27 protein-coding genes and 1 pseudogene are annotated in these 26,419 nt (G+C 70.1%); 15 read left to right on the forward strand and 13 right to left on the reverse strand.

What is annotated here, in order from left to right:
• Positions 1-146: 146 nt before the first annotated feature.
• The 3 genes from QHF85_RS45845 to QHF85_RS45855 all read right to left on the reverse strand — a co-directional run bounded on the left by QHF85_RS45845 (position 147) and on the right by QHF85_RS45855 (position 2,993).
• Entirely contained in the window at positions 147-1,430 is a 1,284-nt protein-coding gene (locus tag QHF85_RS45845) for a hypothetical protein (protein ID WP_281333842.1), read from the reverse strand.
• Between the two features lie 134 nt (positions 1,431-1,564).
• Entirely contained in the window at positions 1,565-1,777 is a 213-nt protein-coding gene (locus QHF85_RS45850; RefSeq protein WP_272423214.1) for a hypothetical protein, read from the reverse strand.
• A 4-nt stretch (positions 1,778-1,781) separates the two neighbouring features.
• Complete coding sequence (locus QHF85_RS45855; RefSeq protein WP_281333843.1) at positions 1,782-2,993, reverse strand: FxLYD domain-containing protein; 1,212 nt, start codon at positions 2,991-2,993, stop codon at positions 1,782-1,784.
• A gap of 107 nt (positions 2,994-3,100) precedes the next feature.
• On the opposite strand from QHF85_RS45855, the gene QHF85_RS45860 reads away from it, so the two are divergent.
• Positions 3,101-3,508: a PEGA domain-containing protein gene (locus QHF85_RS45860; RefSeq protein ID WP_281333844.1), complete on the forward strand. Its 408-nt coding sequence runs from the start codon at positions 3,101-3,103 to the stop codon at positions 3,506-3,508.
• Positions 3,509-3,664: 156 nt separating this feature from the next.
• On the opposite strand, the gene QHF85_RS45865 is transcribed toward QHF85_RS45860, so the two are convergent.
• Entirely contained in the window at positions 3,665-4,687 is a 1,023-nt protein-coding gene (locus QHF85_RS45865; RefSeq protein ID WP_281333845.1) for a tetratricopeptide repeat protein, read from the reverse strand.
• A gap of 36 nt (positions 4,688-4,723) precedes the next feature.
• On the reverse strand, positions 4,724-5,179 hold the full coding sequence (locus QHF85_RS45870; protein WP_281333846.1) for a hypothetical protein: 456 nt from the start codon (positions 5,177-5,179) through the stop codon (positions 4,724-4,726).
• A gap of 172 nt (positions 5,180-5,351) precedes the next feature.
• On the opposite strand from QHF85_RS45870, the gene QHF85_RS45875 reads away from it, so the two are divergent.
• Positions 5,352-5,675: a hypothetical protein gene (locus tag QHF85_RS45875; protein ID WP_281333847.1), complete on the forward strand. Its 324-nt coding sequence runs from the start codon at positions 5,352-5,354 to the stop codon at positions 5,673-5,675.
• Here QHF85_RS45875 and moeB read toward each other — a convergent pair whose 3' ends face one another.
• Together moeB and QHF85_RS45885 are read right to left on the reverse strand one after the other, a co-directional pair.
• Positions 5,676-6,842, reverse strand: coding sequence for a molybdopterin-synthase adenylyltransferase MoeB (moeB, locus tag QHF85_RS45880; RefSeq protein WP_281333848.1), 1,167 nt, complete (start codon positions 6,840-6,842; stop codon positions 5,676-5,678).
• Positions 6,843-6,940: 98 nt separating this feature from the next.
• On the reverse strand, positions 6,941-8,521 hold the full coding sequence (locus tag QHF85_RS45885; protein ID WP_281333849.1) for a hypothetical protein: 1,581 nt from the start codon (positions 8,519-8,521) through the stop codon (positions 6,941-6,943).
• Between the two features lie 103 nt (positions 8,522-8,624).
• Here QHF85_RS45885 and QHF85_RS45890 point away from each other — a divergent pair, with 103 nt between their 5' ends.
• The gene (locus tag QHF85_RS45890) at positions 8,625-9,323 is read left to right on the forward strand and encodes a cob(I)yrinic acid a,c-diamide adenosyltransferase (RefSeq protein ID WP_281333850.1); all 699 of its coding nucleotides are present in this window, start codon (positions 8,625-8,627) and stop codon (positions 9,321-9,323) included.
• 44 nt (positions 9,324-9,367) lie between these two features.
• Here QHF85_RS45890 and QHF85_RS45895 read toward each other — a convergent pair.
• From QHF85_RS45895 to QHF85_RS45905, 3 genes and pseudogenes are all read right to left on the reverse strand, one after another.
• A pseudogene (locus tag QHF85_RS45895) lies at positions 9,368-10,216 on the reverse strand (phosphatase PAP2 family protein); the annotation flags it as partial.
• An 8-nt stretch (positions 10,217-10,224) separates the two neighbouring features.
• A complete protein-coding gene (locus QHF85_RS45900; RefSeq protein WP_281333851.1) occupies positions 10,225-11,046 on the reverse strand; it encodes a CDP-alcohol phosphatidyltransferase family protein in 822 nt (273 codons plus the stop codon).
• Positions 11,047-11,169: 123 nt separating this feature from the next.
• Complete coding sequence (locus QHF85_RS45905; protein WP_281333852.1) at positions 11,170-12,330, reverse strand: hypothetical protein; 1,161 nt, start codon at positions 12,328-12,330, stop codon at positions 11,170-11,172.
• A 201-nt stretch (positions 12,331-12,531) separates the two neighbouring features.
• Between QHF85_RS45905 and QHF85_RS45910 the strand changes: the two genes are divergently transcribed.
• Positions 12,532-13,146 (forward strand): SRPBCC family protein, encoded by a 615-nt coding sequence (locus QHF85_RS45910; RefSeq protein WP_281333853.1) that lies wholly within the window; start codon positions 12,532-12,534, stop codon positions 13,144-13,146.
• Between the two features lie 4 nt (positions 13,147-13,150).
• On the opposite strand, the gene QHF85_RS45915 is transcribed toward QHF85_RS45910, so the two are convergent.
• Together QHF85_RS45915 and QHF85_RS45920 are read right to left on the reverse strand one after the other, a co-directional pair.
• A complete protein-coding gene (locus QHF85_RS45915) occupies positions 13,151-13,537 on the reverse strand; it encodes a hypothetical protein (RefSeq protein ID WP_281333854.1) in 387 nt (128 codons plus the stop codon).
• A gap of 4 nt (positions 13,538-13,541) precedes the next feature.
• A complete protein-coding gene (locus QHF85_RS45920; protein ID WP_281333855.1) occupies positions 13,542-14,036 on the reverse strand; it encodes a MarR family transcriptional regulator in 495 nt (164 codons plus the stop codon).
• 211 nt (positions 14,037-14,247) lie between these two features.
• On the opposite strand from QHF85_RS45920, the gene QHF85_RS45925 reads away from it, so the two are divergent.
• The 6 genes from QHF85_RS45925 (at position 14,248) to coaE (ending at position 20,778) form a co-directional block, all read left to right on the forward strand.
• Positions 14,248-16,017 carry a glycoside hydrolase family 15 protein gene (locus QHF85_RS45925; RefSeq protein ID WP_281333856.1) on the forward strand — a complete coding sequence of 590 codons (1,770 nt, stop codon included), beginning with the start codon at positions 14,248-14,250 and terminating at the stop codon, positions 16,015-16,017.
• Positions 16,018-16,168: 151 nt separating this feature from the next.
• Positions 16,169-17,515 carry a cation:proton antiporter gene (locus QHF85_RS45930; RefSeq protein ID WP_281333857.1) on the forward strand — a complete coding sequence of 449 codons (1,347 nt, stop codon included), beginning with the start codon at positions 16,169-16,171 and terminating at the stop codon, positions 17,513-17,515.
• A gap of 32 nt (positions 17,516-17,547) precedes the next feature.
• Positions 17,548-18,933: a nicotinate phosphoribosyltransferase gene (locus QHF85_RS45935; RefSeq protein ID WP_281333858.1), complete on the forward strand. Its 1,386-nt coding sequence runs from the start codon at positions 17,548-17,550 to the stop codon at positions 18,931-18,933.
• A gap of 12 nt (positions 18,934-18,945) precedes the next feature.
• Positions 18,946-19,596: an isochorismatase family protein gene (locus QHF85_RS45940; protein WP_281333859.1), complete on the forward strand. Its 651-nt coding sequence runs from the start codon at positions 18,946-18,948 to the stop codon at positions 19,594-19,596.
• A complete protein-coding gene (locus QHF85_RS45945) occupies positions 19,593-20,162 on the forward strand; it encodes an NUDIX hydrolase (RefSeq protein ID WP_281333860.1) in 570 nt (189 codons plus the stop codon). The genes QHF85_RS45940 and QHF85_RS45945 overlap by 4 nt, the downstream gene beginning before the upstream one ends.
• Before the next feature lies 1 nt (position 20,163).
• The gene (gene coaE / locus QHF85_RS45950; RefSeq protein WP_281333861.1) at positions 20,164-20,778 is read left to right on the forward strand and encodes a dephospho-CoA kinase; all 615 of its coding nucleotides are present in this window, start codon (positions 20,164-20,166) and stop codon (positions 20,776-20,778) included.
• 360 nt (positions 20,779-21,138) lie between these two features.
• Here the strand turns inward: coaE and QHF85_RS45955 are convergent, their stop codons facing one another.
• Positions 21,139-21,645, reverse strand: a complete 507-nt coding sequence (locus QHF85_RS45955) for a DnaJ domain-containing protein (protein ID WP_281333862.1) — start codon at positions 21,643-21,645, stop codon at positions 21,139-21,141.
• Between the two features lie 87 nt (positions 21,646-21,732).
• On the opposite strand from QHF85_RS45955, the gene QHF85_RS45960 reads away from it, so the two are divergent.
• The 5 genes from QHF85_RS45960 (at position 21,733) to QHF85_RS45980 (ending at position 25,996) form a co-directional block, all read left to right on the forward strand.
• A complete protein-coding gene (locus QHF85_RS45960) occupies positions 21,733-22,575 on the forward strand; it encodes a helix-turn-helix domain-containing protein (RefSeq protein WP_281333863.1) in 843 nt (280 codons plus the stop codon).
• Between the two features lie 19 nt (positions 22,576-22,594).
• The gene (locus QHF85_RS45965; protein WP_281333864.1) at positions 22,595-23,410 is read left to right on the forward strand and encodes an SAM-dependent methyltransferase; all 816 of its coding nucleotides are present in this window, start codon (positions 22,595-22,597) and stop codon (positions 23,408-23,410) included.
• A gap of 244 nt (positions 23,411-23,654) precedes the next feature.
• The gene (locus tag QHF85_RS45970; RefSeq protein ID WP_281333865.1) at positions 23,655-24,125 is read left to right on the forward strand and encodes a hypothetical protein; all 471 of its coding nucleotides are present in this window, start codon (positions 23,655-23,657) and stop codon (positions 24,123-24,125) included.
• A 15-nt stretch (positions 24,126-24,140) separates the two neighbouring features.
• Positions 24,141-25,484, forward strand: a complete 1,344-nt coding sequence (locus QHF85_RS45975; RefSeq protein WP_281333866.1) for a ribonuclease H-like domain-containing protein — start codon at positions 24,141-24,143, stop codon at positions 25,482-25,484.
• Positions 25,485-25,582: 98 nt separating this feature from the next.
• Complete coding sequence (locus QHF85_RS45980) at positions 25,583-25,996, forward strand: hypothetical protein (protein WP_281333867.1); 414 nt, start codon at positions 25,583-25,585, stop codon at positions 25,994-25,996.
• Positions 25,997-26,419 lie beyond the last annotated feature (423 nt).

The raw sequence follows: 26,419 nt of genomic DNA on the forward strand, positions 1-26,419 counted from the left end.
CAGCTTAAAAAACTTTCCCCGCATCGACTGCGCTTCGCGCAGTCGATGCCCAGAGGTCCAGGGCTGGCCCTGGTCCGGGTCCAGGGGTGGACAACCCCTGGTCGGGTCCGGGGTGAAACCCCGGCGCTACGCTGTGCAGGACCCGCTCAGCGCTTCTTCGTCGTGCGTGTCTTCGTCGTCGTGGCTGGCAGCGCGCGCTTCTTCGTCGTGGCCTTTGCTGCCTTCTTGCGCGTGCCTTCTTCTGCCGCGCCGGCTTTCGTCGTGCGCTTCGCCGGCGTGCGCTTCTTCGTCGTCGTCCGTGCGGCTGCTGCGCGCGTGGCTGCGGGGGTGCGCGAGCTCGCGCGCGGCGAGCGCTTTGTCGTGGCGCGCGCGCGCGCCGGCTTCGGCGCGGGCTCGGACGGCGCGGCCTCCTCGACAGGCTCCTCGACGGGCAGCGCGGCGCCGTTGCCGTTCGCGTGATGCACCAGCGTGGGCGGCTCCGGGCGCGCTGCGGCTTTTCCGCGCGGCTCTGCGCGGGCAGGCTCGGCAGGCGCGGGGGCAGCTGCGGATATGGCCGTGACGAGCGGCGCGCCCGCGTCCGCGAGCAAGGCTTCCACCTCGGCTGCGAAGGCCGAGACGTGCACGTCGATGTCGCGCGCGTCCTGCTCCGAGAGCGGCGTGTAGACGACACGCACGCTGCGGCCGTCCGGGATGTCCCACCGCGCTGCGTTGCCCGTGCGACGCAGCGTGCGTGTGGCCGCGCGATCGATGAGGCGCGTCAGCCGTGCGCGCTCCGATGGGCTGACCTCGTGCCTGAGCTGCGCTGTGCGCTCGAGCGTCGGCAGCTCCACCGCGCCTTGCTCGACGAGCGCGCAGAGCTCGTCTGCGACGGCCTCTTCCAGCTCGAGGTGCAAGTCCGGGTTTGCCGGCGGCTCGGGCACGAAGACGGCCTCGCGCGAGGCTGGATCGTAGCTGTCGAGCCGCGCGCCTGCGACGAGCCCTGCGCGTTCGAGCGCCACCACGAGGGACGAGGCCCGCGCGCGTTTGCCCGCGGTGGCGGCGACGTACCCGAGCAGATCGAGCTCGACGCGCACGACCGCTTCGTCCTGCGAGGCGCTCGCCTCGTGCAGCGCGGTGCGAGCTGCGTCGAGCACTTCGCGCTCGACGACGCTGCGATCCGCGAAGACGTCTTCGAGGTGCTCGGAGGCGAGCAGCGCCTGCGCGACGCGGCCCGTGAGTCGCGAGAGGGCCTCGCGTGTGGCCGGGTCTTCGGCGAGCGCTTGCGCGCGAAGCGCGCGCTCGGCGAGCGGCTCGACGTAGCCGGACATGGCGTCGTCCACGGCGCGGACGAGCGCGGCGGTGCCGCCCTTGACGACGAGGATCCGGCCTCGACCCTTGAGACCCTCGACGATGCGGGAAGCGAGCCTCCGGGAGAGGTTGAGCGCGTTCACGAAGCGTGAAGCTTACACGCTTTGACGCGCGTGGGCCGCCGATTCGGGCACGAAACGCGCGCGCAAAAGATGCGAATGGATCGAGGGGAGGGGACGAGACGAACGTCCGCGCGGGGCGGCGGACGTCCGAGGCGCTAGTCGGTCTCGACGAGCTTGACGACGACGTCGCCGACGCGAGCGGGCACGCGGGCCTTTGCCTCGGCGAGCGTTCCGGGGCGAACACTCACGCGCACGACGAACCCGATGCCGTCTTCGCGCTCGACGCCGACGCCGGCGCAGAAGGGCTCTGCGCCGATGTCGTTCTTCAGTTGTTCCTTCGCGCGGCGCGCGGAGCCGACGTCGCTCATGAGATCACTCGCTGTAGCCGACGGCGAGGACGCGGAAGGTGTCGGGCGGAGCGGCGACGTTGTAGATCTTCGCCGTGAAGATGCCGCCCGCGCTGGCGTCGAGATCGTTGCCGGCGACGAGGGCCTGATCCGCGCCGCAGATCTTGCCTTCCTTGTCGTAGAGCGAGACGAGCGCCCACACGCTCTTCGCCTTGAACGCGCTCTCGTTCGTGATCTTGCCTTCGACCTGGTGGGGGTTGAAGCCCTTCTTGGCCGTGAACTTGGTGTCCGAGATCTTGAGCTTCGCGGCCTTGCCCGTGAAGAGCGGGCGCATCGGGTTTGCCTCGGTCTTGTACGACGCCCACTTCGTCGTCTTGTAGAGCGAGAACGTGCAGGGGACCTTCTCGCCCGGCGCGAGCTCGCGGATGAGGCTCGAGCAGGTGCCGCTGTCGATCGCGGTGTTCGCGTCGTCGTAGAACGTCACCTTGATGTTCGGGAAGCCGAGCGGATCCTTGCCCGTGTTGTGGATCTCGCCCACGAAGTGGATCGTGCTGCCGTACTCGGCCTTGTAGTTGCGGAGATCCTTGAGCTCGGCCTTGAGATCACCGGCCTTCGGGGGCTTGGCGAGGTCGCTGAGATCGCCGAGCTTCGGGCCGTCCGGGTTCGCGGAGTCGAGCGGGATCGCGGCGATCGCCTCGGTCGTCTTCTTGGCCGCGTACCACATGAAGCCGACGACGCCGATGATGCCGAGGAGGAACAGGCCGCCGCAGCCGAGGCCAATGATGAGGCCCACGTTCGGGCCCTTCTTCTGCTGCGGGAGCACGGGCATCCCCATGGGAGGTCCGCCCATCGGAGGCCCACCCATCGGAGGCCCGCCCATCGGAGGCCCGCCGAAGTTGCCGCCGGGAGGAGGGCCATACCCGCCGCCGGGAGGAGGACCATAACCGCCGCCGGGAGGCGCGCCGCCGGGAGGCCCGCCGGGGGGCCCGCCGAAGCCGCCGCCGCCCGGAGGTCCACCGCCGGGAGGGCCGCCGTAGCCGCCGGGAGGCGCGCCGGGAGGAGGACCGTAGCCGCCGGGCGGGCCACCGCCGAAGCCGCCAGGCGGACCGCCGCCGCCGAAGTTGTCACCTCCCGAAGGCGGTGCCCCGCCCGGGGGTGGTGCGGGCGGCGGCAATCCGCCCCCACCGGGTCCAAATCCATTTGCCATGCGCGGCTCGCCCGTCGTGTGCTCGATCATGGCGAGGGAGTATGCCGCAAAATGGGGAAGGACGGGCAAACGGATCCAGACGAGACGAACAGGATCCGTCGGCGGCCGGGGCTGCGCGGCTGCTACGATGGGCCGTCATGACGACCGAGGAGCGTTCGCCGATCCGCACTATCCTTGCGTTTTCCATGATCTTCGCGCTCGCCGGAGGAGGCGCGCTCGGCTGCGGGGGAGCCTCCGAGGCCGCAGCCGGCCCCGAAACAGCGGCCGGCCAAACCGCCCCGAAGGTCGAGGAGCCGCCGGGCGACGAAGTCGTGGAGGACTCGGGGACGCTGGACATCCTCTCCGATCCTCCACAAGACGTGGTGCTCGACGGTAAGCCGATCGGGAAGACGCCGCTGACGAACTACCGCGTGAAGGCGGGGAGCCACGACGTGACGTTCCTCGATCCGGCCGAGGGCGATCGGACGATGAGCGTCAATCTTTCGCCGGGCGATCACCAGACGGTGAAGCTCGATCACCCACCGAAGATTCGCGAGCAGAAGTAGCGCGGGGGTTCGGCAGCGCGGCGCCGGGGTTTCACCCCGGACCCGACCAGGGGTTGTCCACCCCTGGACCCGGACCAGGGCCAGCCCTGGACCTCAGGTGCATCAACCGCGATGCGGTCGATGCAAAGGAGAGCGGGAAGCGATCGGCTGTCGGGGCTAGAGATGTCGGCGCGCGATTTCGGCCCACGTGCCCGTGGGTTCGATCTCCAGGTACTTGCGCCAGCACGGCCGCGCCTTCCCGCTCTCGCCGACCTGCTCGTACGCCATCGCGAGGTTGAAGTACGCGTCCGCGAAGCGCGGATCACTCTCGATCGCGCCGCGGAAAAACTCGACCGCCGCGGCCGCGTGTCCGCGCTCGAGCATGACGTAACCGAGGTTGTACTGCGCCTCGGGTTGCTTGCGATCGATCTCGAGCGCGCGACGATAAAGCGACTCGGCCTGCCCCTCGTCGCCGCGGCGGAAGCAGATGTTGCCGAGGTTCGTGTACGCGATTGCGAGCCACGGATCGATCTCGAGCGCGCGGCGGTAGAGCTCCTCCGCCTCGGTCATCGTCTGCGGGTTCTCGTCGAGCTGGCTGGCGCGCACGTAGATCTCGTACGCGGTCTTCGCACGATCACGTCCGACCATCGGGCGCAGGACGCGCACGACGTCGTCGCGCAAAGACTTCACGTCGAAGTCGAGCACCATCTGCCCGGTGAGCGGTTCGAACGTGCCCGCCGCGCTCTTCACGACGACACGCTGACCATCGGAGACGATGCGCAGCTCGGCCAGCGGTCGCGTGACCTTCGGCAGTGCGCCGCGGATGTTGTCGACCGCGCGCGCGACGTCGCGCAGGCGCACCTTGCGCGCGAGCAGATCCCGCGCGGCGCGGAGCGCGATCACGTCCGAGAACGTGTACGCGCGTCGGCCCTTGCGGCGGCCGCTCGGCGAGACGATCCCAGCGCGATCGAGGGATCGCAGGCGGCCCGCGGAGATGCCGAGGAGGCGAGAAACCTCGGCGCCGGTGAACATGTCGCTCACGGGCTCGCGCGTCTGCGGCACGGGCAGCTCCGCGGGCAAACCCGACGGGGCAGGATCGGGCAGGCGCTTCGGAGGCTCGGCCACGCGTCCACCGCCCGGCCCGAAGATCACGTGGATGACCTTGTTGGCGTCGGGGTCGCGGCGTTCTTTGTTGTTCATGGCGCAGGGCAGGGTGCGAGGAGCGAGGGGGCGAGTTTAGCGCGATGCGCCACTGGCGGCGGAGGCATGAACGACGGCGACGACATCGACCAGTACCGCGACGCCTGCGGGAGACACGCGCACGTCGATTTCAGCGCGCAAGGGTCCGAGCTCCCCCTGCACACGTGTACACGCCTCCCTGCGCGCGATGCGGAGCGCGCGGAGCTTGAGGTGCGGATCACACGCGAGCAGCGCCGCCATGGACGCGAGATCGGGATCGGGCAGCGTGCCACCGCGGGAGCGCGGGAGCAAAAGCACGCTCGTCGAGCCGTAGTAGACGACGCCGTCTCCTTCGGCGCGGGGCATGCCCTCACTCACGATGTCCGCGCCGTCGACCATGGCACGGACGAGGCCGTCCTCTGCGGCGACGAGATCGAGCTGTCTGCGCCGGACGAGGGGCCCCGGGCCTGCCTTGGCGAGGCCGGGAAGCGGACGAGGAGGGCTTTTTGCCATCGGCGACGGATCGTAGAGATCACGCGCGCCGGGATCGAAAAACCTGCACGATCGCGAGGGAACTTGCGCGTCGGGGCGCTTCCGTGCTTCGGCGGTTTCGTGCGCCTGCACGCACGAACTTGGCCCTCGCGCGCGGTGTTTGCGAGGGTCGCGTGCGAGGAGCGAAACCGAGATGGGATACCCTGGCGTCGAGCGTCGAAGGCACTGCGTCTACGTCACGCGAAACACGGAGTACCACATGCGCGACGGGGTCTGCGTCGCGGTGCGGGACAGGCGGACGGGGAGGTTCGTCCCGGCGCACATCGCGGTCTCGCTCAAGCTCGAAGGGGGCGTGCGGCTGTTTCCGAACGGCGCGGTGATCCCGCGCATCGACCAACCCAACGTGGGCGACGCGATCTGGTTTGCGACGGCCGTCGACGCGAGCCGGCAGCTCGTGACGAGCCGGATCGAGGCGATCGAGCGTCCGTCGAAGGACGTCGTCGCCTCGTATGCGTGATCAGCCGATGTTGCAGAAGAACTCGTAGTCGACGTAGCTCGTGATCGTCGGGGCGGGGCCGCAGACGGGGCAGGTCTTGTCCTTGCGCAGCTTGAGCTCGCCGAACTTCATGCGCAGCGAATCGTAGGTGAGCAGGCGGCCGACGAGGGGGCTCCCCTGGCCGAGCACGAGCTTGATCGCCTCGGTCGCCTGGACCGTGCCCACGAGGCCCGGCAGGACGCCGAGGACGCCGGCCTCCTGGCAGCTCGGCGCGAGGTGCGGCGGCGGCGGCTCGGGGTAGAGGCAGCGATAACAAGGTCCGCCGGCTGCGGGGTGGAAGGTCGTGACCTGGCCCTCGAAGCGGAAGATCGAGCCGTGCACGACGGGCTTCTTCATCCACACGGAGGCGTCGTTCACGAGGTAACGCGTGGGGAAGTTGTCGCAGCCGTCCACGATGATGTCGAAGTCGCGGAAGATGCGCTCGACGTTGTCGCTCGTGAGCCGCTCCTCGAACTTCACGACCTTCACGTCGGGGTTGAGATCGCGGATCGTCTTCTCGCCGCTCTCGACCTTGGGCATGCCGACGCGCGAGGTGGCGTGCATGATCTGGCGCTGCAGGTTCGAAGCGTCGACGACATCGGCGTCGACGAGCCCGATCGTGCCGACGCCCGCCGCGGCGAGGTAGAGCGCGGCGGGGCTGCCGAGGCCGCCGGCGCCGAGGAGGAGGATCTTCGACGCGAGGAGCTTGGCCTGGCCGACCTCGCCGACCTCGGGCAGGAGCAGGTGGCGCGAGTAGCGATCCCGCTGCGCGTCCGTGAGCTGGGGCGGGGTCTCCATCGGATACCCGAGATCCTTCCAGCGCACGAAGCCGGGGTTCGCGCTCTCGACGCGCGTGTAGCCGAGATCGACGAGCGACTTCGCGGCGAGCGCCGAGCGCGTGCCGCCCGCGCAGTAGAGGACCACCGGCGCGTTCTTGTCGGGGACCTTCTGCTCGATCTGCATCTCGAGGAAGCCACGCGGGACGCTGATGGCCCCCGGGATGTAGCCCGCGCGGTTCTCCTCTTTCTCGCGCACGTCGACGAGCACCATCGGCTCGCGGGCCTCGATGCGGCGCTTGATCTCCTCCAGAGTCACGGTCGAGATGGTCTTGCGGACCTCGGCGATCAGATCGGTGTAGGTCGTCGGCATGCGGCTCCTCGCTGGGCGGGGATGAGTTCGTCGTTCGGGGACGGAGTGCCGTCAAGCGTGGCTCGCGGAGCCTCCCTCGGCACGCGGCGGGTCCTTGCTCACTTGGGCGCGGGCAGGTCCTCGGGGCGCGCGCGCAGGCCGGGCAGGACCTCGTCCTTGCGCAGGCCGCCCTCGCACACGAGCTTCACCGTGCGCTGATCGGGCAGGACCTCCTCCAGCGTGACGATCTGCGTCTTCGCCTGGCAGAACGCGACGAGCTTCGCGCCCGGCAGGAGGCGGCCGAGGCGCAGCGTGCCGCGCTTGACCTGGATCTCCTTGTCGTCCGCGAGGCGCTTGACCGTGACGTCTTGCCCCTTCACGGCCGAAACCATGCCGAGCTCGAGGTTCGCCTCACCCGGGCGCAGCGGCGCCCAGACGCGCGTGCCGACGAGCTGATCGTCCGGCGGGATCCAGTCGGTCGTGTTCTTCGCGGCGAGCCGCGCGATCGGCGCCCAGCCGACGGCGCGCTCGAGCTGCACGTCGAGCGAGGCGCCCGCCGGATCGACGTCCGTGACGAGCGCGAGGTCCTTGGTTTGTCCGAGGATCCACACCTCGGTCGCGGGCGCGAGGTCGCGCTTCGACGGCGCGTCGCTCTTCGCCGCGGGCAGGACCGCGACCTTGCCGTGCGCCCAGCGCTTCTCGGCCTTCTTGCCGGGCTTCATCTTCACGCGCTGGGCCTCGACCCAGACCGCGAGCGCCTGGCGCTTCTTCGCCACGACCTCCGGCGCCGCCTTGTCCTTGGCGACGGGCGCCCCGTCCGCGCCCGGGAGCTCCCAGCGCGCGAGCTTGATGAGCCGATCGACGTCCTCGAGCGCCTTCGGCGCCTCGCGGCCCTGGCCCACGGCCCGCGCCGCCATCCCCGCGGCCTCGGGCGTGATTGCCGCGCGCACCACGCCGAGCAGGCCCTTCGCGCCCTCGTCGCCGATGTCGCCGCTCTTCTGGGCCTCGTCGATCTTCGCGAGCGCGTCCGCCCAGCGCTTGGCCTTGAGCGGCTCGTCGAGCTCGGCCTTCTTCGCCTCGAAGATCGTGGTGTCGACCTCGGTCACGAGCTTCTTCTGCGCCGCGCCGCCGAGCACCGTCTTCGTGTCCTCCGAGCCGACGAGCGCGCGCGCCGCGGCGTACTTGCCCGCCGTCGTGGCCTCGTCGATCCGCGACTGCACGCACGCGAGGGCCTGCGCGCCGATGAGCCGCCGCAGCTCGCGGACGAAGACCTCGCTCTCGAGATCACGCATCGGGCCCGCGAGCTCGCCGAACGCGCCCTTGCAGTCGCCTTCCTTCAACGACGGCTCGACCTCGTTCGCCCAGAGCTTGGCGTGGCGCTTGTCGACCTTCTCGAGCTGCTCGGCGATCTGGTAGCTCAGCGACTCGACGTTCAGGTCCTTCGCCTGGCCGAGCAGCTTGCGCGCCTCGTCGAAGTCCTTCGCGTTGTAGGCCTCGTCAGCCTTCTCCATGAGGCTCTTGGCGTTCTCGATCTTGGACTTCTCGGCGCGCTCTTCCGCGCTCTCCGGCGGCTTCGCGGGCGCCGGCGGCGGGCCGCACGCGACGAAGGTCGCGGCGAGGGAGGCCGCGGCCGCGAAGCGCGCGAGGATCGTCGCGACGCGCTGCGTGGTGCTCGGGAGGGGACGGAGGCTCGTTCGCATGGCGCGGGACTCTCCCACCCTACAAGCACGATCGTCAACTCGCCCGAGCGCCGAAACCTCTCGGCTTGACCGTGCTGCCCCGGCGTCCTAGGACGGCCGGACCATGGCGGACGAGTCGAAGCCGGAGGACAAGGCCCCCACGGAGGGCGCCCGCACGTTCAACAAGCCGCGGGTCACCATCAACCGGGTCTACACGAAGAAGGGCGACACCGGCGATACGGGCCTCGTCGGCGGGCAGCGGGTCCCCAAGGACGACGCGCGGATCGAGGCCTACGGCACGGTCGACGAGCTGAACGCGTTCGTCGGCGCGGCCCGGCAGTCGATCCTGGAGGGGGTCGCTGCCGGCGCGGCGCGCCCCGAGAGCGCGGCGCCGCTCGGGGAGCTCGCCGATTCGCTCTGCCGGGTCCAGCACGAGCTCTTCAACCTGGGTTCGCTGCTCGCGACGCTGCCCGAGGACGTGCATCCGAAGCAGCCGCGGGTGACGGCCGCGGACGTGGAGCGGCTCGAGGCCGAGATGGATCGCTGCCAGGAAGAGCTGCCGATCCTGCGCTCGTTCGTGCTGCCGGGCGGATCGCGCGCGAACACGGATCTCCACGTCTGCCGGACGGTGTGCCGGCGCGCCGAGCGGCTTTGTGTGTCGCTCGCCCGACAAACGGAGGTCGATCCGCTCGCCGTGACCTACCTGAACCGCCTGAGCGACGCGCTCTTCGTGTGGAGCCGCTTCGTGGCGCTCCACCTCGGCACGGGCGAGGTGCTCTGGGAGCCGGACAAGTCGGCGACGGGCCAGTCGAAGGCTCGCTGACGCGTCGAGGCCTCGCCGAGCGCGAGGGAGAGGCTGTAGACGATCGCCACGTACGCGAGGCCGAGCACGACGTCGATCACGTAGTGGTGCCCGAGGTAGATCGCGGCGAACGGCATCACGAGGGCGTAAGCGATCTGCAAGGCGCGCGAGGGCGCGCTCGCCGTGCGGTACGTCGCGATCAGGCCATAGAGCGGATACGTGACGTGGAGCGAGGGGAGCGCGCCGAAGACCACGGCGCCGTGCCCGTAGAGCGAGGCGAAGTAGCCGTACCCGAGCGACGCATCGACGCGCGTGAGCGCGGCCGGCGAGCCGCGCGCCGCGAGATCGATCGCGCAGCCATGCGTGGCCACGTACCAGGGCGGCGCCGCGGGCACGAGCAGGTACGTGGCGAACCCGACGAGGTGCGTGCCGAGCGCGAGCTCCGCGAAGCGTCGCGCCTCGGCGGGCTTCTTCACGCAGAGGTAGGTGTACTGCGTCGCCATGATGCCGAGGTACGCGCCGTAGGGCAGGGCGCAGAGCAGATCGAGCGCGGGGCTCGCGAGGCCCGCGAGCCACTCGTTTGGCGTGACGATCGCGCCGTGAACGCCCACGCCGAAGAGCGCGAGCTCCACGTCGCGTAGCTCGCATCCGAGGACACGCGATGCCGAGACGCTGACGGGCCACAGGTAACGGAGCGCGTCGTACAGGACGAAGAGCGTGAGGGCCGGGATCGCGCCGACGTAGCAGCGACGCGCGCGCGCGCCGCCGCAGGCTGCGATCGTGGCGACGGCCGCGACGAGGAGGAGGTCCACGCGAGGCCGATCGAGGGCCGCGACGAGCGCCGCGTATCCGATCCAGGGGAGCGATGGCAGGAAGGGAGAGCGCTCAAAGAGCGCGCGCACTCGCGCCAGCATGGCTCGCCTCAGTGCTCGACGGGGAGCGGGCCCCGCGCGCCTTCGCCCTTCCGCGCGAGCGATTTGCGCGTCTTCTTCGACGCGGCGAGCTGGGGATCCCGCAGCGCCGCGCGTGTCCTCGCGACGAGCACGATCGACGCGACCGTGCCCACGACCGCCACGAGGCACACGCCCGCGAGCGTGAGCGGGCGAGGGATGCCGCCGAGCGCGTTCGTGTACGGGACGAGCGGTCCGAGGAGCAGCGACGCCGACAGGTACACGACGCGCTCGTGCCTGCGCATGAGGCCATTCGGCAGCACGAGCTTGTGCTGATCGGCCTTCGCCCGCGCGTAGCTCACGAGCGACGAAGCCACCATCGCCGCGAGCGGGATGACGAGCGAGAGGACGTTGTGCCGGTAGTAGATCGCGAGGCCGATGAAGGGCGCCGCGTCCGCGATGCGATCGACGAACGAGTCGAGCACCGCGCCCGACGGCGACGCCACGCCGCGCGCGCGCGCCACCATGCCGTCCAGGGCATCGAGCACCGAGCCCACGATGATCACGGCCGCGGCCTCGGCGAAGCGGCCCGTCGCCGCGAGCGGCAGGCTCGCGCAGCAGAACACGAGCGAGGCGTACGTGCATGCGTCCGGGGAGACGTGCAGCGCGATGAGCGCCCGTCCCGGCGCGTGCATCGCCCAGTAAAAGGCCTCGACGAGCCAGCCGGGCAGGAGCGCGCTGCCGGGCGAGGGCCCGAGGCGCGGGTGCCCCGCCCGTCCCGAGCGGGCGACGCGCGTCGCGTAAGCCACGACCACCAACGTGCACAGAAGAAGCGCCACGAGCGTGATCACCATGGTCACGACGTCCGCTGGTGCATGAGGCGCGCCCGCCCCCGCCGCGCGGTTTTCAGGCGGGCGCGCGGCATCGTCTGCTCGCGCGGGGCGCGCTCGTTCGCTCGGGCACTGCGCCGGACCGCGTCAATCGCAGGCGACCCGACGCATCCGGATCCCCGCGTCCTTCTCCGCCCACGCCACGCCGAGCTCGCTGCCCGTGAACGCGACCGCCGGGAAGCGCGCGTTTTTGCCCGAGACGCGGAGCGTGCCGCCGTCGCGCGCGAGCCCCGGCCCGAAGACCGACAGGAAGATCGAGGACGGACCCTCCTGGAACTGGTAGTACGCGACGGCCGCGCGCTCGCCCATGACGGCCACGGCGGGCCAGTTCGCGCTGCCCTCCGCGTCCTCGACGCGCACCTCGCCCTCCTTCGCGCCGCTCGGGGAGACGCGCGTGAGGTAGATCCGCTCGCTCCCCTCGCGCGTGTCCTCCCAGGCGACGAGCGACGCGCCGCTCGCGTCGATCGCCACGCTCGGCAGCCGCGCCTCGCCCGCGCCCGTGCGCACCACCGTGCCCGTGACCGATCCGCCGGGCATGCCCGTCGTCCGCGCGACCGAGAGCTCGGCGCCCGTGCTCCACGCCACGGCGAGCTCGTTGCCTCGGCTCGCGAGCGCCGGAAAACGCGCCCCGGGCAGCGCCGTCGTCGAGCTCATGCCTCCGCCGCTCACGAGCCCGAGACGCGCGCCCGGCGTCTCCATCCACGCCACCGCGATGCCTCCCGCCATCGGCGCCGTCGCGGGGCGTGCTTCCGACGCGTCGCTCGTGCCGAGCTGGAGGGGCTGCCCTGTCGGCGTCCCGTCCGCGCCGAGCGCGTGCGCCTGGATCACGAGCCCGGACGGCCCCGTGTCCTCCCACGTCACCATCGGTCCGCTGCTCGTCGCCTGCAGCGTGGGCAGCGCGTGCGAGCCGACGAGCGTGGCCACGACGTGCGCGGGCGACACACTGCCGTCCGTGCCGATCCGCGCGACCCGCACCTCCTCCGTCCCACCCGTGCGCGTCTGCCACGCGATGAGGTAGCTGCCGTTCGCCCAGAGGAGCGAGGGCGTGATGCCGTCCTCCTGGCTCACCACCACGGTCCCGCCGAGCGGCGCGCACGCCGCCTCCTCGCCGCCGGGCCCCGCGTCGACCGTCACCGGCGGCTCGGGCGGCTTCGTCCCGGGCGGCTCCACCGGTTCGTCGCTTCCGCAGCCGAGGGCCCCGAGCGCCGCCCCGAGCCCACACCAGAACATCAAGGATATCCGAGCCATAACGTTTCCCCCCCTCGAGCAAGCACCGGCGATCCGGGGCGCGGGCGCGCGCACGCCGCGCGCCTCGCCAGGACCTCCGGCCATGATTCGCATCAGTATGTGATGTTACTTATTCAAGGCCACGCCGCACGCTGGCAACGGATCCGTACGTTCACACACCACAAATGTGCGCCAATGTGATTGTTGGACCACAATCGATTCATGCAGCATCGAATGCGCGGCGGGGGGCGCCTCCGGTGGCTCGGGGCGCTGGGGCTCGTGGGGGTCCTCGGGGGCGGGGAGGCGCGCGCGGAGCCTGCGCGGGGGGCGGGTCCGACGGCGGCGGATCCGATGACGGTCGCGGTCCCGATCCCGGGATCCAACCTCGTGCGAGGGCGCGCGAAGGTGATCGTCGCGGCGCCGATCGAGTCCGTGCGCGCGCGCGTGCTCGCGTTCGGCGACTACGCGCGCTTCATGCCGCACTACAGCCGCTCGAAGATCCTCGGCCGCACGAAGAGCGGCGATCGCGAGATCTACATGGAGGTCACCGCGCTGCACGGGGCCGCGCGCTTCTGGGCGCGCATGGCCGTGCGCAAGCTCGTCGGCGCGGCGGGGGGCATCGAGACCTACGAGGTCTCGATGCTGGAAGGCAACGTGAAGGACTTCCACGCGGTGTGGCGCCTGCGCTCGATCGACGAGGCGCGCACCGAGCTCGAGCTCGAGGTCTTCCTGCTGCCGCGGCTGCCGCTGCCCGCGAGCTTGCTCAACACGGAGAACATGCGGGGCGCGAGCAAGGGCGTCGGCGCGATGCGATCGTTCGTGGAAGGAAAGCGATGACGAGCTACGGGCAGCCTGCCGGCGTCGTGCCCGCGTAGGCCGTGATCACGCAGCCGTCGAGCGCCACCTTGAGATCGTCGCACGTCGTCTTCGACGCGTAGAACTCGAGGCAGCCGTCGACGCTGCCCTTGTCGTACTGCAAGCACTCGGCGGCGAACTCCGCGCGGAGGAATCCCGGGCACGTGCGCGACGTGCCCGCGCAGCCGAGCGAGAGCATCCGATCGCTGTGAGCGTCGACGAGCGCATTGCACGCCTCGGCCTCGGTCGTGCGTTCGCCGCTCGCCGGCGGGCGGAACCTCCCGTCGTCGGGCAAGGGCGTGGTGTCCACATCGTCTCCGCCGCAGCCGGCGAGGAGCATCGAGAGGACGATCGCGACGCGGAGCTCTCGCATGCGGCTACTCTTTCTCGTTGAGGAGGGCCAACGCGAGCGAGCCGAGCACGTCGCGGGCCGCGCCGACCTTCCGCGGCGGAAGCTTCGACAGCGAGCGCCGCACGGTGGCCTCCACGGTTCCGAGCTTCAGCCCGTCGAGCTCGCGCCCGCGCGCCGTCAACTCGAAGAGCGCGCGCCGCGCGTCGTCCGGATCGGGCTTGCGGCCGATGATGCCGCGCCCTTCGAGGCGCTTCAGGATCCCCGTGAGCGTGCTCGGGTGGATGTGCAGCACGCTCGCGAGCTCGCCCGCCGAGATGCTCGGGAAGCGCCCCACGATCCGGATCACGAGGCGTTGCGGGCCCGTGACGCCGAGCGACGCCTCCATGCGCTTCGACATCGACTGCAGGGCGTGATCCACGGCCCAGAGCAGGCGCATGAAATCCAGGACCTCGCCGAGCTTCTCGGACTTGTCCGCCTTCTGCTTCTTCTTTTCGCTCTTTTCGCTGGGTGCAGCGCTCATGACCGAGCCGATTCCCTTTCCGCCGAGCGAGCCACGCTAGCCCACCTCGCCCCGTCGATCGAGATCGTCGAAGGGTGCACCGCGCCGAGATCGCGCGGCGGCGTCGGACGACCCGTCGGAACGAAACGGGCGAAGGTTCCCTTGGACGATCGTTTTTTGCTCCGACGGTTTTTCTTTTGAGCGGCAACGACGGGCGCGCCATCCTTGACCGGTGCGACTCGAAGATCTGGCCGTCATCGGAAATTGCCAATATTCCGCGCTGATAGACCGCACGGGGTCGATCGTGTGGTGCTGCCTGCCGCGCTTCGACGCCGAGCCGGTCTTCTCCTCGCTGCTCGACGAGCAGGGCGGGGGGGGGGTCTTCACGGTCGGGCCGGCGGGTGGTGAGCCGGGAGTGCAGCGATATCTTCCGAACACAAACATCCTCGAGACGACCTTCCGCTCCCCGGAAGGCGCCTTCCGGGTACTCGATTTCGCGCCGCGTTACTTCCAGAATGAAAGGTTCTTCCGGCCGACGATGATCGTGCGGATCGTCGAGCCGCTCGAGGGCATGCCCCGCGTGCGCGTCCGCTGCGAGCCGCGGCTCGGCTGGAGCAAGGGCACGCCCGGGAGGCTCATCGGATCGAACCACATCCGGTACGAAGGCTTCGCCGCGCCGCTGCGCCTGACGACGGACATCCCGCTCTCGTACGTGACCGACATCCCGTTCGCGCTCACCAGCAAGAAGCACCTCGTGCTCGCCTGGGGCCCGCCACTCGAGGACTCGCTCCCCACGGTCTGCGAGCAGTTCCTCGGACAAACGCAGCGCTACTGGGAGCGCTGGGTCATGCACGCCGACATCCCGCCGCTCTTCCAGCAGGAGGTCATCCGCTCCGCGCTCGCGCTCAAGCTGCATTGCTACGAGGACACAGGCGCGATCGTCGCGGCCATGACGACGAGCATCCCCGAGGCGCCGGGCAGCGGGCGCAACTGGGACTATCGTTACTGCTGGCTGCGCGACGCCTACTACGCGCTCGCGGCGTTCCGGCTGCTCGGGCACTTCGAGGAGCGCGAGCAGTTCATCCAGTACCTCTTCAACATCGCCGCCTCCGCCGCGCCCTCGCTCTCGCTCGGCCCGCTCTATCGCGTCGACGGCACGCCCGACCTCGAAGAGTCGATCCTCCACGACTGGCCAGGCTACGAGGGGCACGGGCCGGTGCGCGTCGGCAACGCCGCGGCCACGCAGGTCCAGCACGACGTGTTCGGCGAGATGGTCCTCGCGCTCGCGCCCGTCTTCCTCGACGATCGCTTTGTGGCCGAACGATCGACGCACGGGCTCGATCTGCTGGAGCGGCTCGCGCAGAAGGCGATCGAGGTAGCGGGCACGCCGGACGCGGGGATCTGGGAGTTCCGCTCGGACGCGCGTCCGCAGACATTCTCGAGCCTCATGTGCTTCTGCGCCGCCGACCGCATGGCACGCGTCGCCGAGCGCCACCGGCCCGCGCGGGCGAACCACTACCGCGCCGCAGCCGAGCGCATCCGCGCCGAGATCGTGGAGAAGGCATGGCGGTCCGACCTGAACTCGTTCGTGTCGAGCTACGGCGGCGAGGAGCTCGACGCGGCGCTGTTGCAGATGGCGCCCTTGCGGTTCCTGCCGCCGAACGATCCGCGCCTGCACGGGACGATCGACGCAATCCGGGAGCGATTGTCCCAGGGCGGCTGGCTCCTGCGGTATCGCGGCGACGAGTTCGGCGAGACGAGCGTCGCGTTCATCATCTGCACGTTCTGGCTCTGCGAGGCGCTCGCGACCGTGGGCCGCAAAGCCGAGGCGCGCGAGGTGCTCGAACGCGCGCGATCCGCGCTCTCGCCGGTGGGGCTGCTCTCGGAGGATTACGAGACCCGCAACCTGCGGATGTGGGGTAATTTCCCCCAGGCCTACTCCCACGTAGGCCTCATTCACGCAGCGTTCGCGTCCTCGCCACCATGGTCCGACATCCTCTGAGAGGGTGCTTCTTCCACAGCGTGCGTTGCGCCGGGGTTTCACCCCGGACCCGACCAGGGGTTGTCCACCCCTGGACCCGGACCAGGGCCAGCCCTGGACCTCAGGTGCATCAACCGCGATGCGGTTGATGCAAGGATTCGCGCAGCAGACTGTGGAACATCCGCTGAGAAAAGGCCTTCTCGTCGCCGTCCTCTTCGGCGCGCTCCTGCCCTCGATCGCGTTCGGCTCCGATGGGGGCGCGCACGCAGATCCGATCGGCACCGTCGTCCTCTACCTCGCGGTGATCCTCGCCGCGGCCAAGCTCGGCGGCGATCTCGCAGTCCGCGTCGGGCAGCCCGCCGTGCTCGGCGAGCTCCTCGCCGGCGTGCTCCTCGGCAACCTCGGCGCGCTCGGGTTCACAGCGCTCGAGCCGATGAAGACGGACGCGAGCATCGACATGCTCTCGCGGCTCGGCGTGCTCGTGCTCCTCTTCGAGGTCGGGCTCGAATCGACGGTCGCGCAGATGCTCAAGGTGGGCGTCACGAGCTTCTTCGTGGCCACACTCGGCGTCGTCGCGCCCTTCGCGCTCGGCTGGCTGCTCGGCGCGTGGATCCTGCCCGACGCGAGCCCCTACGTGCACGCGTTCCTCGGCGCGACGCTCACCGCGACGAGCGTCGGCATCACCGCGCGCGTGCTGCAGGACCTCAGGGCCTCGCAGACCCCAGAAGCGCGCATCATCCTCGGCGCGGCCGTCATCGACGACGTGCTCGGCCTCGTCATCCTCGCGGTCGTCACAGGCATCATCGGCGCAGCCGATCGCGGCGGCACGATGAGCTACGGCGAGATCGCCATCGTGTTCGGCAAGGCCGCCGCATTCCTCGTCGGCTCGCTCCTGATCGGCGCGAAGATCTCCCGGCGCCTCTTCTCCGTGGCCTCGCGTCTGCGCGCCCGCGGCGTCCTGCTCGCGCTCGGCCTCGCGTTCTGCTTCTTCTTCGCCTGGCTCGCGGGCCTCATCGGCCTCGCCCCGATCGTCGGCGCCTTCGCCGCGGGCCTCGTGCTCGAAGACATGCACTTCCGCGACTTCACCACGCGCGGCGAGTCGACGCTCGAGCATCTCATCCAGCCGATCTCGTCGTTCCTCGTGCCGATCTTCTTCGTGCTCATGGGCCTCCGCACCGACCTCGGCGCCTTCACGCAGCCCGGCGTGCCGCTGCTCGCGGTGGCCCTCACGTTCGCGGCGATCCTCGGCAAGCAGGCATGCGCGCTCGGTGTCGGCAAGGGCGTCGATCGGCTGACCGTGGGCATCGGCATGATCCCGCGCGGCGAGGTCGGCCTCATCTTCGCGAACATCGGCCAGTCGCTCACCGTGGGCGGCAAGCCCGTGGTCTCCGGCGCAGTCTTCTCGGCCGTCGTGGCGATGGTCATCGTCACCACGATGTTCACGCCGCCCGCGCTCGAGTGGAGCCTGTCCAGACGCGCAGCGAACGCGCCAAAGACGCCGGGACCGGACGCGCATTGACCTGACGAGGCGGTGCTCGTAACACCGATCTCGTGGACGCACTGCGTACCGATCTCTACCAGCTCACGATGGCCGCGGGTTACTTCCACCGCGGCATGCAAGACAGGCGCGCGACGTGCGAGATGTTCGTGCGCCGCCTGCCGCGGCGGCGGCGCTACCTGCTCGCGATGGGGATCGAGCGGCTGCTCGGCTACCTCGAGAACCTCTCGTTCACGGAGGACGAGATCCGCTACCTGCGGGATCTCCCGGCGCTGCGCGACGCGATGACGGAGCCGTTCGTCGAGTACCTGCGGCGCTTCCGGTTCCGCGGCGACGTCACGGCCGTCCGCGAGGGCACGGTGGTGTTCGCGAACGAGCCGCTCGTGCGGATCACGGCGCCGATCATCGAGGCGCAGATCGTCGAGACGTTCCTGCTCTCGGCCCTGAACCACGCGACGATGATCGCGTCGAAGGCGGCGCGCATCGTGCGCGCGGCGGGCCCGGCGGGCGTGATCGAGTTCGGCACGCGGCGCACGCACCCGGAGGCAGCCGTCGACGCGGCGCGCCACGCATACGGGGCGGGATTCGTGGGCACGTCGAACGTGGAGGCCGGCAAGCGCTTCGGCATCCCGGTGATGGGAACGGCCGCGCACATCTGGACCATGGCGCACCCGACAGAGGAGGCGGCGTTCGAGAACTACGTCGCGACGTTCCCGAGCGCGTCGATCCTGCTCATCGACACGTACGACACGCTCCGCGGCGCCGAGCGCGCCGCGCGCATCGCCAAGGACAAACTCAAGGGCGTGCGGCTCGACTCAGGGGATCTGCTCGAGCTCTCGCGCGCGGTGCGCCCGATCCTCGACGCGGCCGGGTGCACGTCGGCGAAGATCGTCGCGTCGGGGGATCTCAACGAGTACAAAATCGAAGCACTGCGCCGCGCGGGCGCGCCGATCGATCTGTACGGCGTGGGCACGGATCTCGTGGCGAGCATCGACTCACCCGCGCTCGGCGGCGTGTACAAGCTCGTCGAGATCGAGCAGGCGGGGAAGGCCGTCCCGATCTGCAAGTTCTCCGAGGGCAAGGGGACGTTCCCCGGGCCGCACCAGGTCTACCGCTTCGTGGACGGCGCGGGTGTGCTCGCGCGTGACGTGATCGCGCTCGCGGACGAAGATCCGCGCGGGCTCGGCGAAGGGCAGCCCGAGGCGCTCCTCGTGCCGCGCATGAAAGAAGGAGCGCGCACGGAGCCGGCCGAGGGGCTCGAGGTGGTGCGCGCGCGGGTCGCGCGGGAGCTAGTGCGTTTGCCGGAGGCGCTCCACGTGCTCGATGAGGCGCCGCCGCCCACCGAGCGCACGGACGAGCCATTCCGCGCCGTGCCCTCCACGCGACTGCTCGAGCTCGTGGAGGACGTACGCGCGCGGGTCGTCGGCGCGGCGACATAGGAGGGAAGAAGCATGCGAACGATCTTCGTCGACGTGGACGTGCAGCGGGATTTCTGCGAGCCGACGGGCGCGCTTTACGTGAAGGGATCGCCGAACGACGTGATGCGGAAGCTCGTCGCGTACGCGATCGAGCGGCGGATCCCGATCCTCGGATCCGTCGACTCGCACGCGTGGGACGCGTGGGAGTTCGCCTCGAGCGGCCGCGCAGGTCCAAACGGGGAGCGGCCCAATTTCCCGGACCATTGCGTGAAGGGCACGCCGGGTTGGCTGAAGATCGACGGCACGCTGCCGCCGCGCTTCCGCTTCTTACCAAACGTCGCCGACGCGCCGATCGCGCCGATCGTGGACGAGGTCATCCGCGGCGCGACGCAGGGCGTGTACTTCGAGAAGGAGGTGTACAGCCTCTTCGTGAATCCGCTCGCCGACCCGTTCGTGAAGGCGCTCTCCGCTCAGTTCGGCGAGCCGCTCTCGTTCGTCGTCTTCGGCGTCGCCACGGACTACTGCGTGAAGGCCGCGGCGCTCGGGCTCGCGCAGCGCGGGTATGCGACGACGCTGGTCACCGACGCGATCGCCGGCATCACGGAGGAGGGCGTCAAGCAGGCGCTCGAAGAGATGCGACGCGCAGGCGTAAAACTCGCAACAGCGGCGGAGGTGACCCGATGAGCAACAAGGAATACCCGAAGCCGAGCCTGACCGCAGACGTCGTGACGTTCTCGCTCGACGACGCGGGCCGCATCTCCGTGCTGCTCATCCAGCGCGGCAAGGATCCATTCGCAGGGCGATGGGCGATCCCCGGCGGATTCTGCGAGCCCTCGGAGACGGTGCTCGAGAGCGCAGCGCGCGAGCTCGTAGAGGAGACAGGCATTCGAGAACTGCCGATGGTCGAGCTCGGCGTGTTCTCGCGGCCGGGCCGTGATCCCCGCGGATGGGTCGTGAGCGTCGCGCACGTCGCGATCCTCCCTGCCCACCGGCGCGACGAGGCCAAAGGAGGCGACGACGCGCGCGCCGCAAAGTTCTTCTCCATCGGCCTGGACGAGCGTGGTCGCGTGATGCTCACGGCCGACGGCGAGGAGGCGGGCCCGCTCGCGTTCGATCACGACGAGATCCTCGCACGCTCGATCGCGCGCCTCGAAGCAAGCTCAGGCATGCTGGGGTCGCTGCTCTTCGGTCGACCCATGTCGGATGAAGAGGCGCAGCGAGCGATCGAGACCGCGCTCGGGCGAGGCTGAAATGCCATTCATCTTCTTCGGCCTGACAGGCGGGATCGCATGCGGCAAAAGCACAGTCGCCGCGCGCTTCCGCGAGCAAGGCGTGCAAGTGATCGACGCAGACGTGGTGGCGCGTCAGGCCGTCGCACCAGGGACGAGCGGCCTCACCGAGATCGTAAAACTGTTCGGCGAAGCCGTGCTTCGCCCCGACGGAACGCTCGATCGTGGCAAGCTCGGAGCCATCGTCTTCGGCGACGAGGACAAGCGTCGCGCACTAAACCGCATCCTGCACCCACGCATCGCCACAAGGACGATGGTGCTCGCGCAAGAGCTCGCCCAGCGCGGCGAGCCACTCGCCTGTTACGAGGCGACGCTGCTCGTGGAAAACGGCATGCAGGACGCCTTTCGCCCACTCGTCGTCGTGAGCGCACCCGAGGCACTGCAAGTCACGCGCACGATGGCGCGCGACAACATCGACGAGAAGGCCGCCCTCGCGCGCGTCCGCGCACAGATGCCCGTCGCCGAGAAGGTAAAGGTGGCCGACTACGTGATCGACACGAGCGGCACGATGGAGCAAACGATCCAGCGCGCCGACGAGGTGCTCGCCGAGATCCGCGCGAAAGCAGCGGAGAGCTAGCGAGGGCAGCGTCGCGCCGGGGTTTCACCCCGGACCCGACCAGGGGTTGTCCACCCCTGGACCCGGACCAGCGCAAGCGCTGGACTCGGGGTCGATGAACTGCGCTCCGCGCAGTTCATCGAACAGCCAGTGGCAAGACCACGGACGACCTTGCCAGCCAAGACGGCAGCGCTGACGGCTCGACGGGCAACGACCCGTCGCCAGCGAGAGACGTACCTTCGAGGTCTTGCGACGGGCCCGTTGGAAGAACTGCGCATCGCGCAGTTCTTCCACCAAAGGTCCAGGGCTGGCCCTGGTCCGGGTCCCGGGGCGGATAGCCCCGGGTGGGGTTTGGGGCAACGCCCCAGCGCGACGCCTCCGTTAGAGCCGCCGTGCGCGCAGCGTGGCTTCGTCGCGGGCCCAGGTGACGCGGATGAAGGCGGCTGCGGTGCCGCCTTGATCGGGGTGTGTTTCGAGGGCGAGGCGACGGAAGGCGCGGCGGATGTCGTCGGGAGAGGCGGTCTTTGGGAGGCCGAGGACTTCGAAGGGGCAGACGTCGGGGTCGGGGATCGAGGGGATGAATCTGCGACGTTTTTGTCGTGAATCTGGGGGCGGAGGTTCTTCGTGCTGGGTGCGGGCCTTGGACTCGACCCACGGCGCCTGGCCTGCTTGCACGCGGATCCAGGCGCGTGCCCAGATGGCCTCGATGTCGCGGAGGGGCTGGCCTGCGGCACGCTCGGCTTGCTTGCGTGCTTCTTCGAGTGTTTTTGCGCCGCCGGAGAAGGCGTCGGGCTTGCGGAAGGGCGTGCGCGTGGGCTCGCCTGTCCACCATGCGCACCAGAGGTAACGGCGGCGTTTGGTGGTGGTGATGGAGACGACGCCGGACATGAGGGACTTCGGCGCGAAGGATGGCTGCGAAGTGGGGGGCTGTCACGTGTTCGACGCTGCGTCCCTTCGGGGCCACGCTTTCGCCTCATGCCGTCTTCGATGTACCGCCCTGGGCCTCCGCTGGGTGCGTTCGTGGACTGCTTCTGGCACTACGATGGCGATCCTCCGCCTGCTGCCCGTGAACGCGCGCTTCCGTCCGGCTGCCTCGATCTGATCATCAATCTCGATGCGGATTGCCTCGAGTTCTTTGCGCCTGATGCCGTGACTCCGCTCGGGCCTTTCCCTGGCGTTGTGCTCAACGGCGCCGCGGCTGGCTTCGTGACCATCGGCGCGAGACCACGGAACGCCGTCATGGGCGTGCACTTCAAGCCTGGCGGCGCGTTTCCTTTTCTCGGCGTTCCGGCTGGTGATCTCGAAGGCATGCAGGTTCCGCTCGATGCGCTCTGGGGTCCGAGCGCGCGTGAGCTGCGTGAACGGCTCGCTGCGGTTGCCACGCTCGGAGAACGGTTTGCGATGCTCGAGAGGTGCTTGCGTGAGCGCGTGCGGAGCTCGCACGCGCGTCATCCTGCCGTCGTCGAGGCGCTGCGCGCGTTCGAGGACCCGTGGCTCGCGAGTGTGGCGCAGGTCAACTCGCTCACGGGGCTCTCGCCGCGTCAGCTCATCGCGCGCTTCCGCGAGCAGGTCGGGCTTGCGCCGAAGGCCTACTGGCGTGTGCGACGCTTCCAGGCGGCGCTGCGGCGTCTGGAGAGCGCGCGCGACGCGGGCGGCGCCGAGATCGCCGCCGAGCACGGCTACTTCGATCAGGCGCACTGGATCCGCGAGTTTCGCGCGTTCAGCGGCATGAGCCCGCGCGCGTATCTGGCGCGAGAATGCGCGCGTCCGAACCACGTGCCCCTGCGCGGCAAAAATATCCAATCCTTCACGGCCTGAGCGCGGCACGGTCCGCGCCATGGACCATCCTGTCGAGACCACCGCTCTGATCGTCGCCGCCATGCGGGCCGAGGAATCCACCCGCAGCGATCGCCTCTTCGAAGATCCGTTCGCGCACGACCTCGCTGGCGACGCCGGGCGCGCCGCGCTGCGCGACTACCGCGCCGCCGCGGGTGCTTCCATCCCGATCATCGAAGTGCGCACGCGCTACTACGACGACGCCCTCCTGCGCGCGCAGGACGCAGGCATCGCGCAGTTCGTGATCCTCGCCGCCGGCATGGACGCGCGTGCGTATCGGCTGCCCTTTCACAATCACGCGCGGCTGTTCGAGCTCGATCAACGCGCGATGCTCGAGGCCAAGGCGCGCGGGCTGCAATCCGCGGCGCCTCGCTGCGAACGTCACGCGCTCGTCGTGAACCTCGCCGAGGACTGGCCTGCTGCGCTCGTCACTGCTGGCTTCGATCCAGGAGCGCCCACGGCCTGGCTCGTCGAAGGGCTCTTGCAGTATCTCGAAGCGAGCGTCGTGCATCGCCTCTTCGAGCGAATCGGTCGCCTCTCGGCTCAGGGCTCGGTCCTGCTCTACGACGTCGTCGGCCAGGCGCTCCTCGCGTCGGCCGCGCTCGAGCCTGTGCTCCGCTACATGCGTGAGCTCGGCGCGCCGTGGGTCTTCGGGAGCGACGAGCCCGGCTCCCTCGCTGCCGCGCACGGCTTCCATCCCGAGGTCACGGATGCGAGCGTGATCGGCAACGCGTGGGGTCGCTGGCCGTTCCCCGCCGCGCCGCCGCACGTGCCGGGCGTCCCGCGCGGCTACCTCGTCGAGGCGCACAAACGCTGAGCGCTGGGGAGGTGGACGCGGGATCGGAGGCCGAGGCGGGAGCGCAAGCGGAGGCGGGAGCGAGGGCGGGGGAGGCGTTCGAGGAGGGTCGAGCACGCCGGATCGACCCTCGCGGAACGCGACCCCGCCCTTGCGGAACGCGACCCCGCCGTTGCGGGACACGACCCCGCCGTTGCGGGACACGACCCCGCCGTTGCGGGACACGACCCCGCCCTTGCGGAACACGACCCCGCCCTTGCGGAACATGATCCCGCCCTTGCGGAACATGATCCCGCCCTTGCGGAACATGATCCCGCCCTTGCGGAACATGACCCCGCCCTTGCGGAACATGACCCCGCCCTTGCGGAACATGACCACGCCCTTGCGGGACACGATCCCGCCGTCGCGGAACATGACCCCGCCCTTGCGGAACATGACCACGCCCTTGCGGGACACGACCGTGCCCTTGTGGGAAGCGACCGTGCCCTTGTGGGGAGCGACCGTGCCCTTGTGGGAAGCGACCGTGCCCTTGCGGGGAGCGACTGTGCCCTTGCGGGGAGTGACCGTGCCCTTGCGGGGAGTGACTGTGCCCTTGCGGGAAGCGACCGTGCCCTTGCGGGAAGCGACCGTGCCCTTGCGGGAAGCGACCGTGCCCTTGCGGGAAGCGACCGTGCCCTTGTGGGAAGCGACTGTGCCCTTGCGGGAAGCGACCGTGCCCTTGCGGTGCCTGTCTTGATGTTCAGTGTTGGTCATGGCAGCCTGCCTCCGGCAGCGCATGGCCTCGTTTGCATCCAAGCTCGCCCGCTTGCCGCCGATGCCCGGGGCCGCACCTGCGCCCGCCGCCGCTCCCGCTTCCGCTCCCGCTCCCGCTCCCGCTTCCGCTCCCGAGCCCGTCCCCGTTCCCGAGAACGCCGCGGCCGCGCTCAAGTCAAAGCCTTCGCTCGACGAGCTGCGGGATCGGATCGCCCGCATCATCGGCAAGGCCGCGCCCACCGCGCCGCGGCCCGATCCCACGCGCACCGAGCTTCCGTTTTTCGTCGAGCACACCACGCGCGGGCCCCTCTACGTGCGTCGTGACCGCACGCCGCCCGCCGCGCGTGTCGGCCGCGCGCCGCTCGTGGCCGCACGGGACGCGGAGCCAGGCTTGCTCTCGCTACTCGCGCTCGATCCCGCGCTCGCGATCTGCGACGTGCGGCGCGCGCTCTTCATCGACACCGAGACCACGGGGCTGCAAGGCGGCACCGGCACGGTCGCGTTTCTGCTCGGGATGTCGTTTTACGACGAGGCGCAGGGCGCCTTCATCCTGGAGCAAGCCTTGCTCCGGCGGCTCGGCGAGGAGGGGCCGATGCTGGAGCTGCTCGCGCGCAGGCTCGACGAGGCCTCGATGATCGTCACGTACAACGGCAAGGCGTTCGACATGCCGCTGCTCCGCGCGCGCTGCGTGATGAACCGCATGCCGCCGCCGCGAGAGCTGCCCCACCTCGATCTCGTGCACGTCGCGCGACGCATCCACGCGCACCGGCTGAAGAGCCGCACACTCGCCGCCATCGAGAGCGAGGTGCTCGGGCGCGAGCGCGTAGGCGACGTCGGCGGCGCAGACGTGGTCGCTTGTTACATGCACTATCTGCGCACGTCGGACGAAGGCGCGCTCTCCGGCGTGGTCACGCACAACGAGCACGACGTGCTCTCGATGGTCGCCCTCGTGGGGCTCTACGGCGAGCCCATGCACGGCGGGCTTCCCGGTGCCGATCTCGCCGGCGTGGCGAAGACGCTGCGTCGCGCAGGCGAGCTCGATCGCGCAGCAGAGACAGCGGAAGCAGCCGTCACACGGGGCGGCGGCGCGCTCGCAAAGCGGACGCGCGGCGACATCGCAAAGGCGCGCGGCGACAAGGCGCGCGCGCTACTCGACTACGAGGCCCTCGCCGAGGAGATCGACGACCCCTCCGTCCGGCTCGAGCTCGCGAAGCTCTACGAGCACCACGTAAAATCGTTCGCCGCAGCGCTCGCGCTCGTCGAGCGCGGGACAGGCGAAGCAGACGTAGCCGCCGAGAAACGGCGCACGCGGCTCCGTCGCAAGATCGAGAAGCGGTCGTGAAGAGGTTCGTCCTTGCACTCGTAGGGCTCGTCCTCGCGCCAGGGTGCGGCTATCGACTCGTAGGCGCTTCCGCGGAGAACGCAGGGCCCCTCGCCGTCGTGCCAGCACCCGGAGTGGTCGCATCCGCCGCCGCCGAAGAGGGCGTCGTCGCCGGCGCGCGCGCCGAGCTCGCCGCCGGCGGGCTCCTCGCATCCTGTGACCCCCGCACCGACACACGCTGCCCAGCCCTCGTCGTCGAGCTCGTGCGCGTGGAAGAAGGCGGCGCCGCACTGGGCGTCGCGACCCGCGAAGGCCCACCGCTCGCGCGATCCGTGACACTCACACTCCGCGGCCGCGCCTTCGTGCGTCGCACAAAGGACGCACCCCCCGAGCGGCTCAGCCCCGACGTCACCGTGCGCGAATTCGCCGCGCGGCAGGACGATCCCACGGCGTTTCACGCAACTCGCGAGGAAGCCCTCCGCCGCGCAGCCGAGCGTCTCGGAGCGCTGCTCGTGCGTCGGGCGCTGGAGTGAACTGGGGCGTTGCGCCGGGGTTTCACCCCGGACCCGACCAGGGGTTGTCCACCCCTGGACCCGGACCAGGCGCGGCCTGGACCGGGGGCGTAGAAACCGCGCTCCGCGCGGTTTCTACGACGGGCCCGTGGCAAGACCCGAAGCCAGTGTTGCCAGCCGAGCCAGCGACGCTGCCCCCTCCAGCAGACACATCAGCGCGGCGGTCTTGACGGGCAAGCCCGTTGCTGGTCTTGCGTCGGCCTGTTGCAAAAACCGCGCATCGCGCGGTTTTTGCACCAAAGGTCCAGGGCTGGCCCTGGTCCGGGTCCAGGGGTGGACAACCCCTGGTCGGGGTCCGGGGTGAAACCCCGGCGCGACGCTTCAGGGCGGGTTTGCCCACTGGCCTCCCCTGGTGTGCGCCCTCCTCCTCGCGGGGCCTTTCTC

The organism is Polyangium sp. 6x1 (assembly GCF_029946515.1).
Taxonomy (GTDB): Bacteria; Myxococcota_A; Polyangia; order Polyangiales; family Polyangiaceae; genus Polyangium.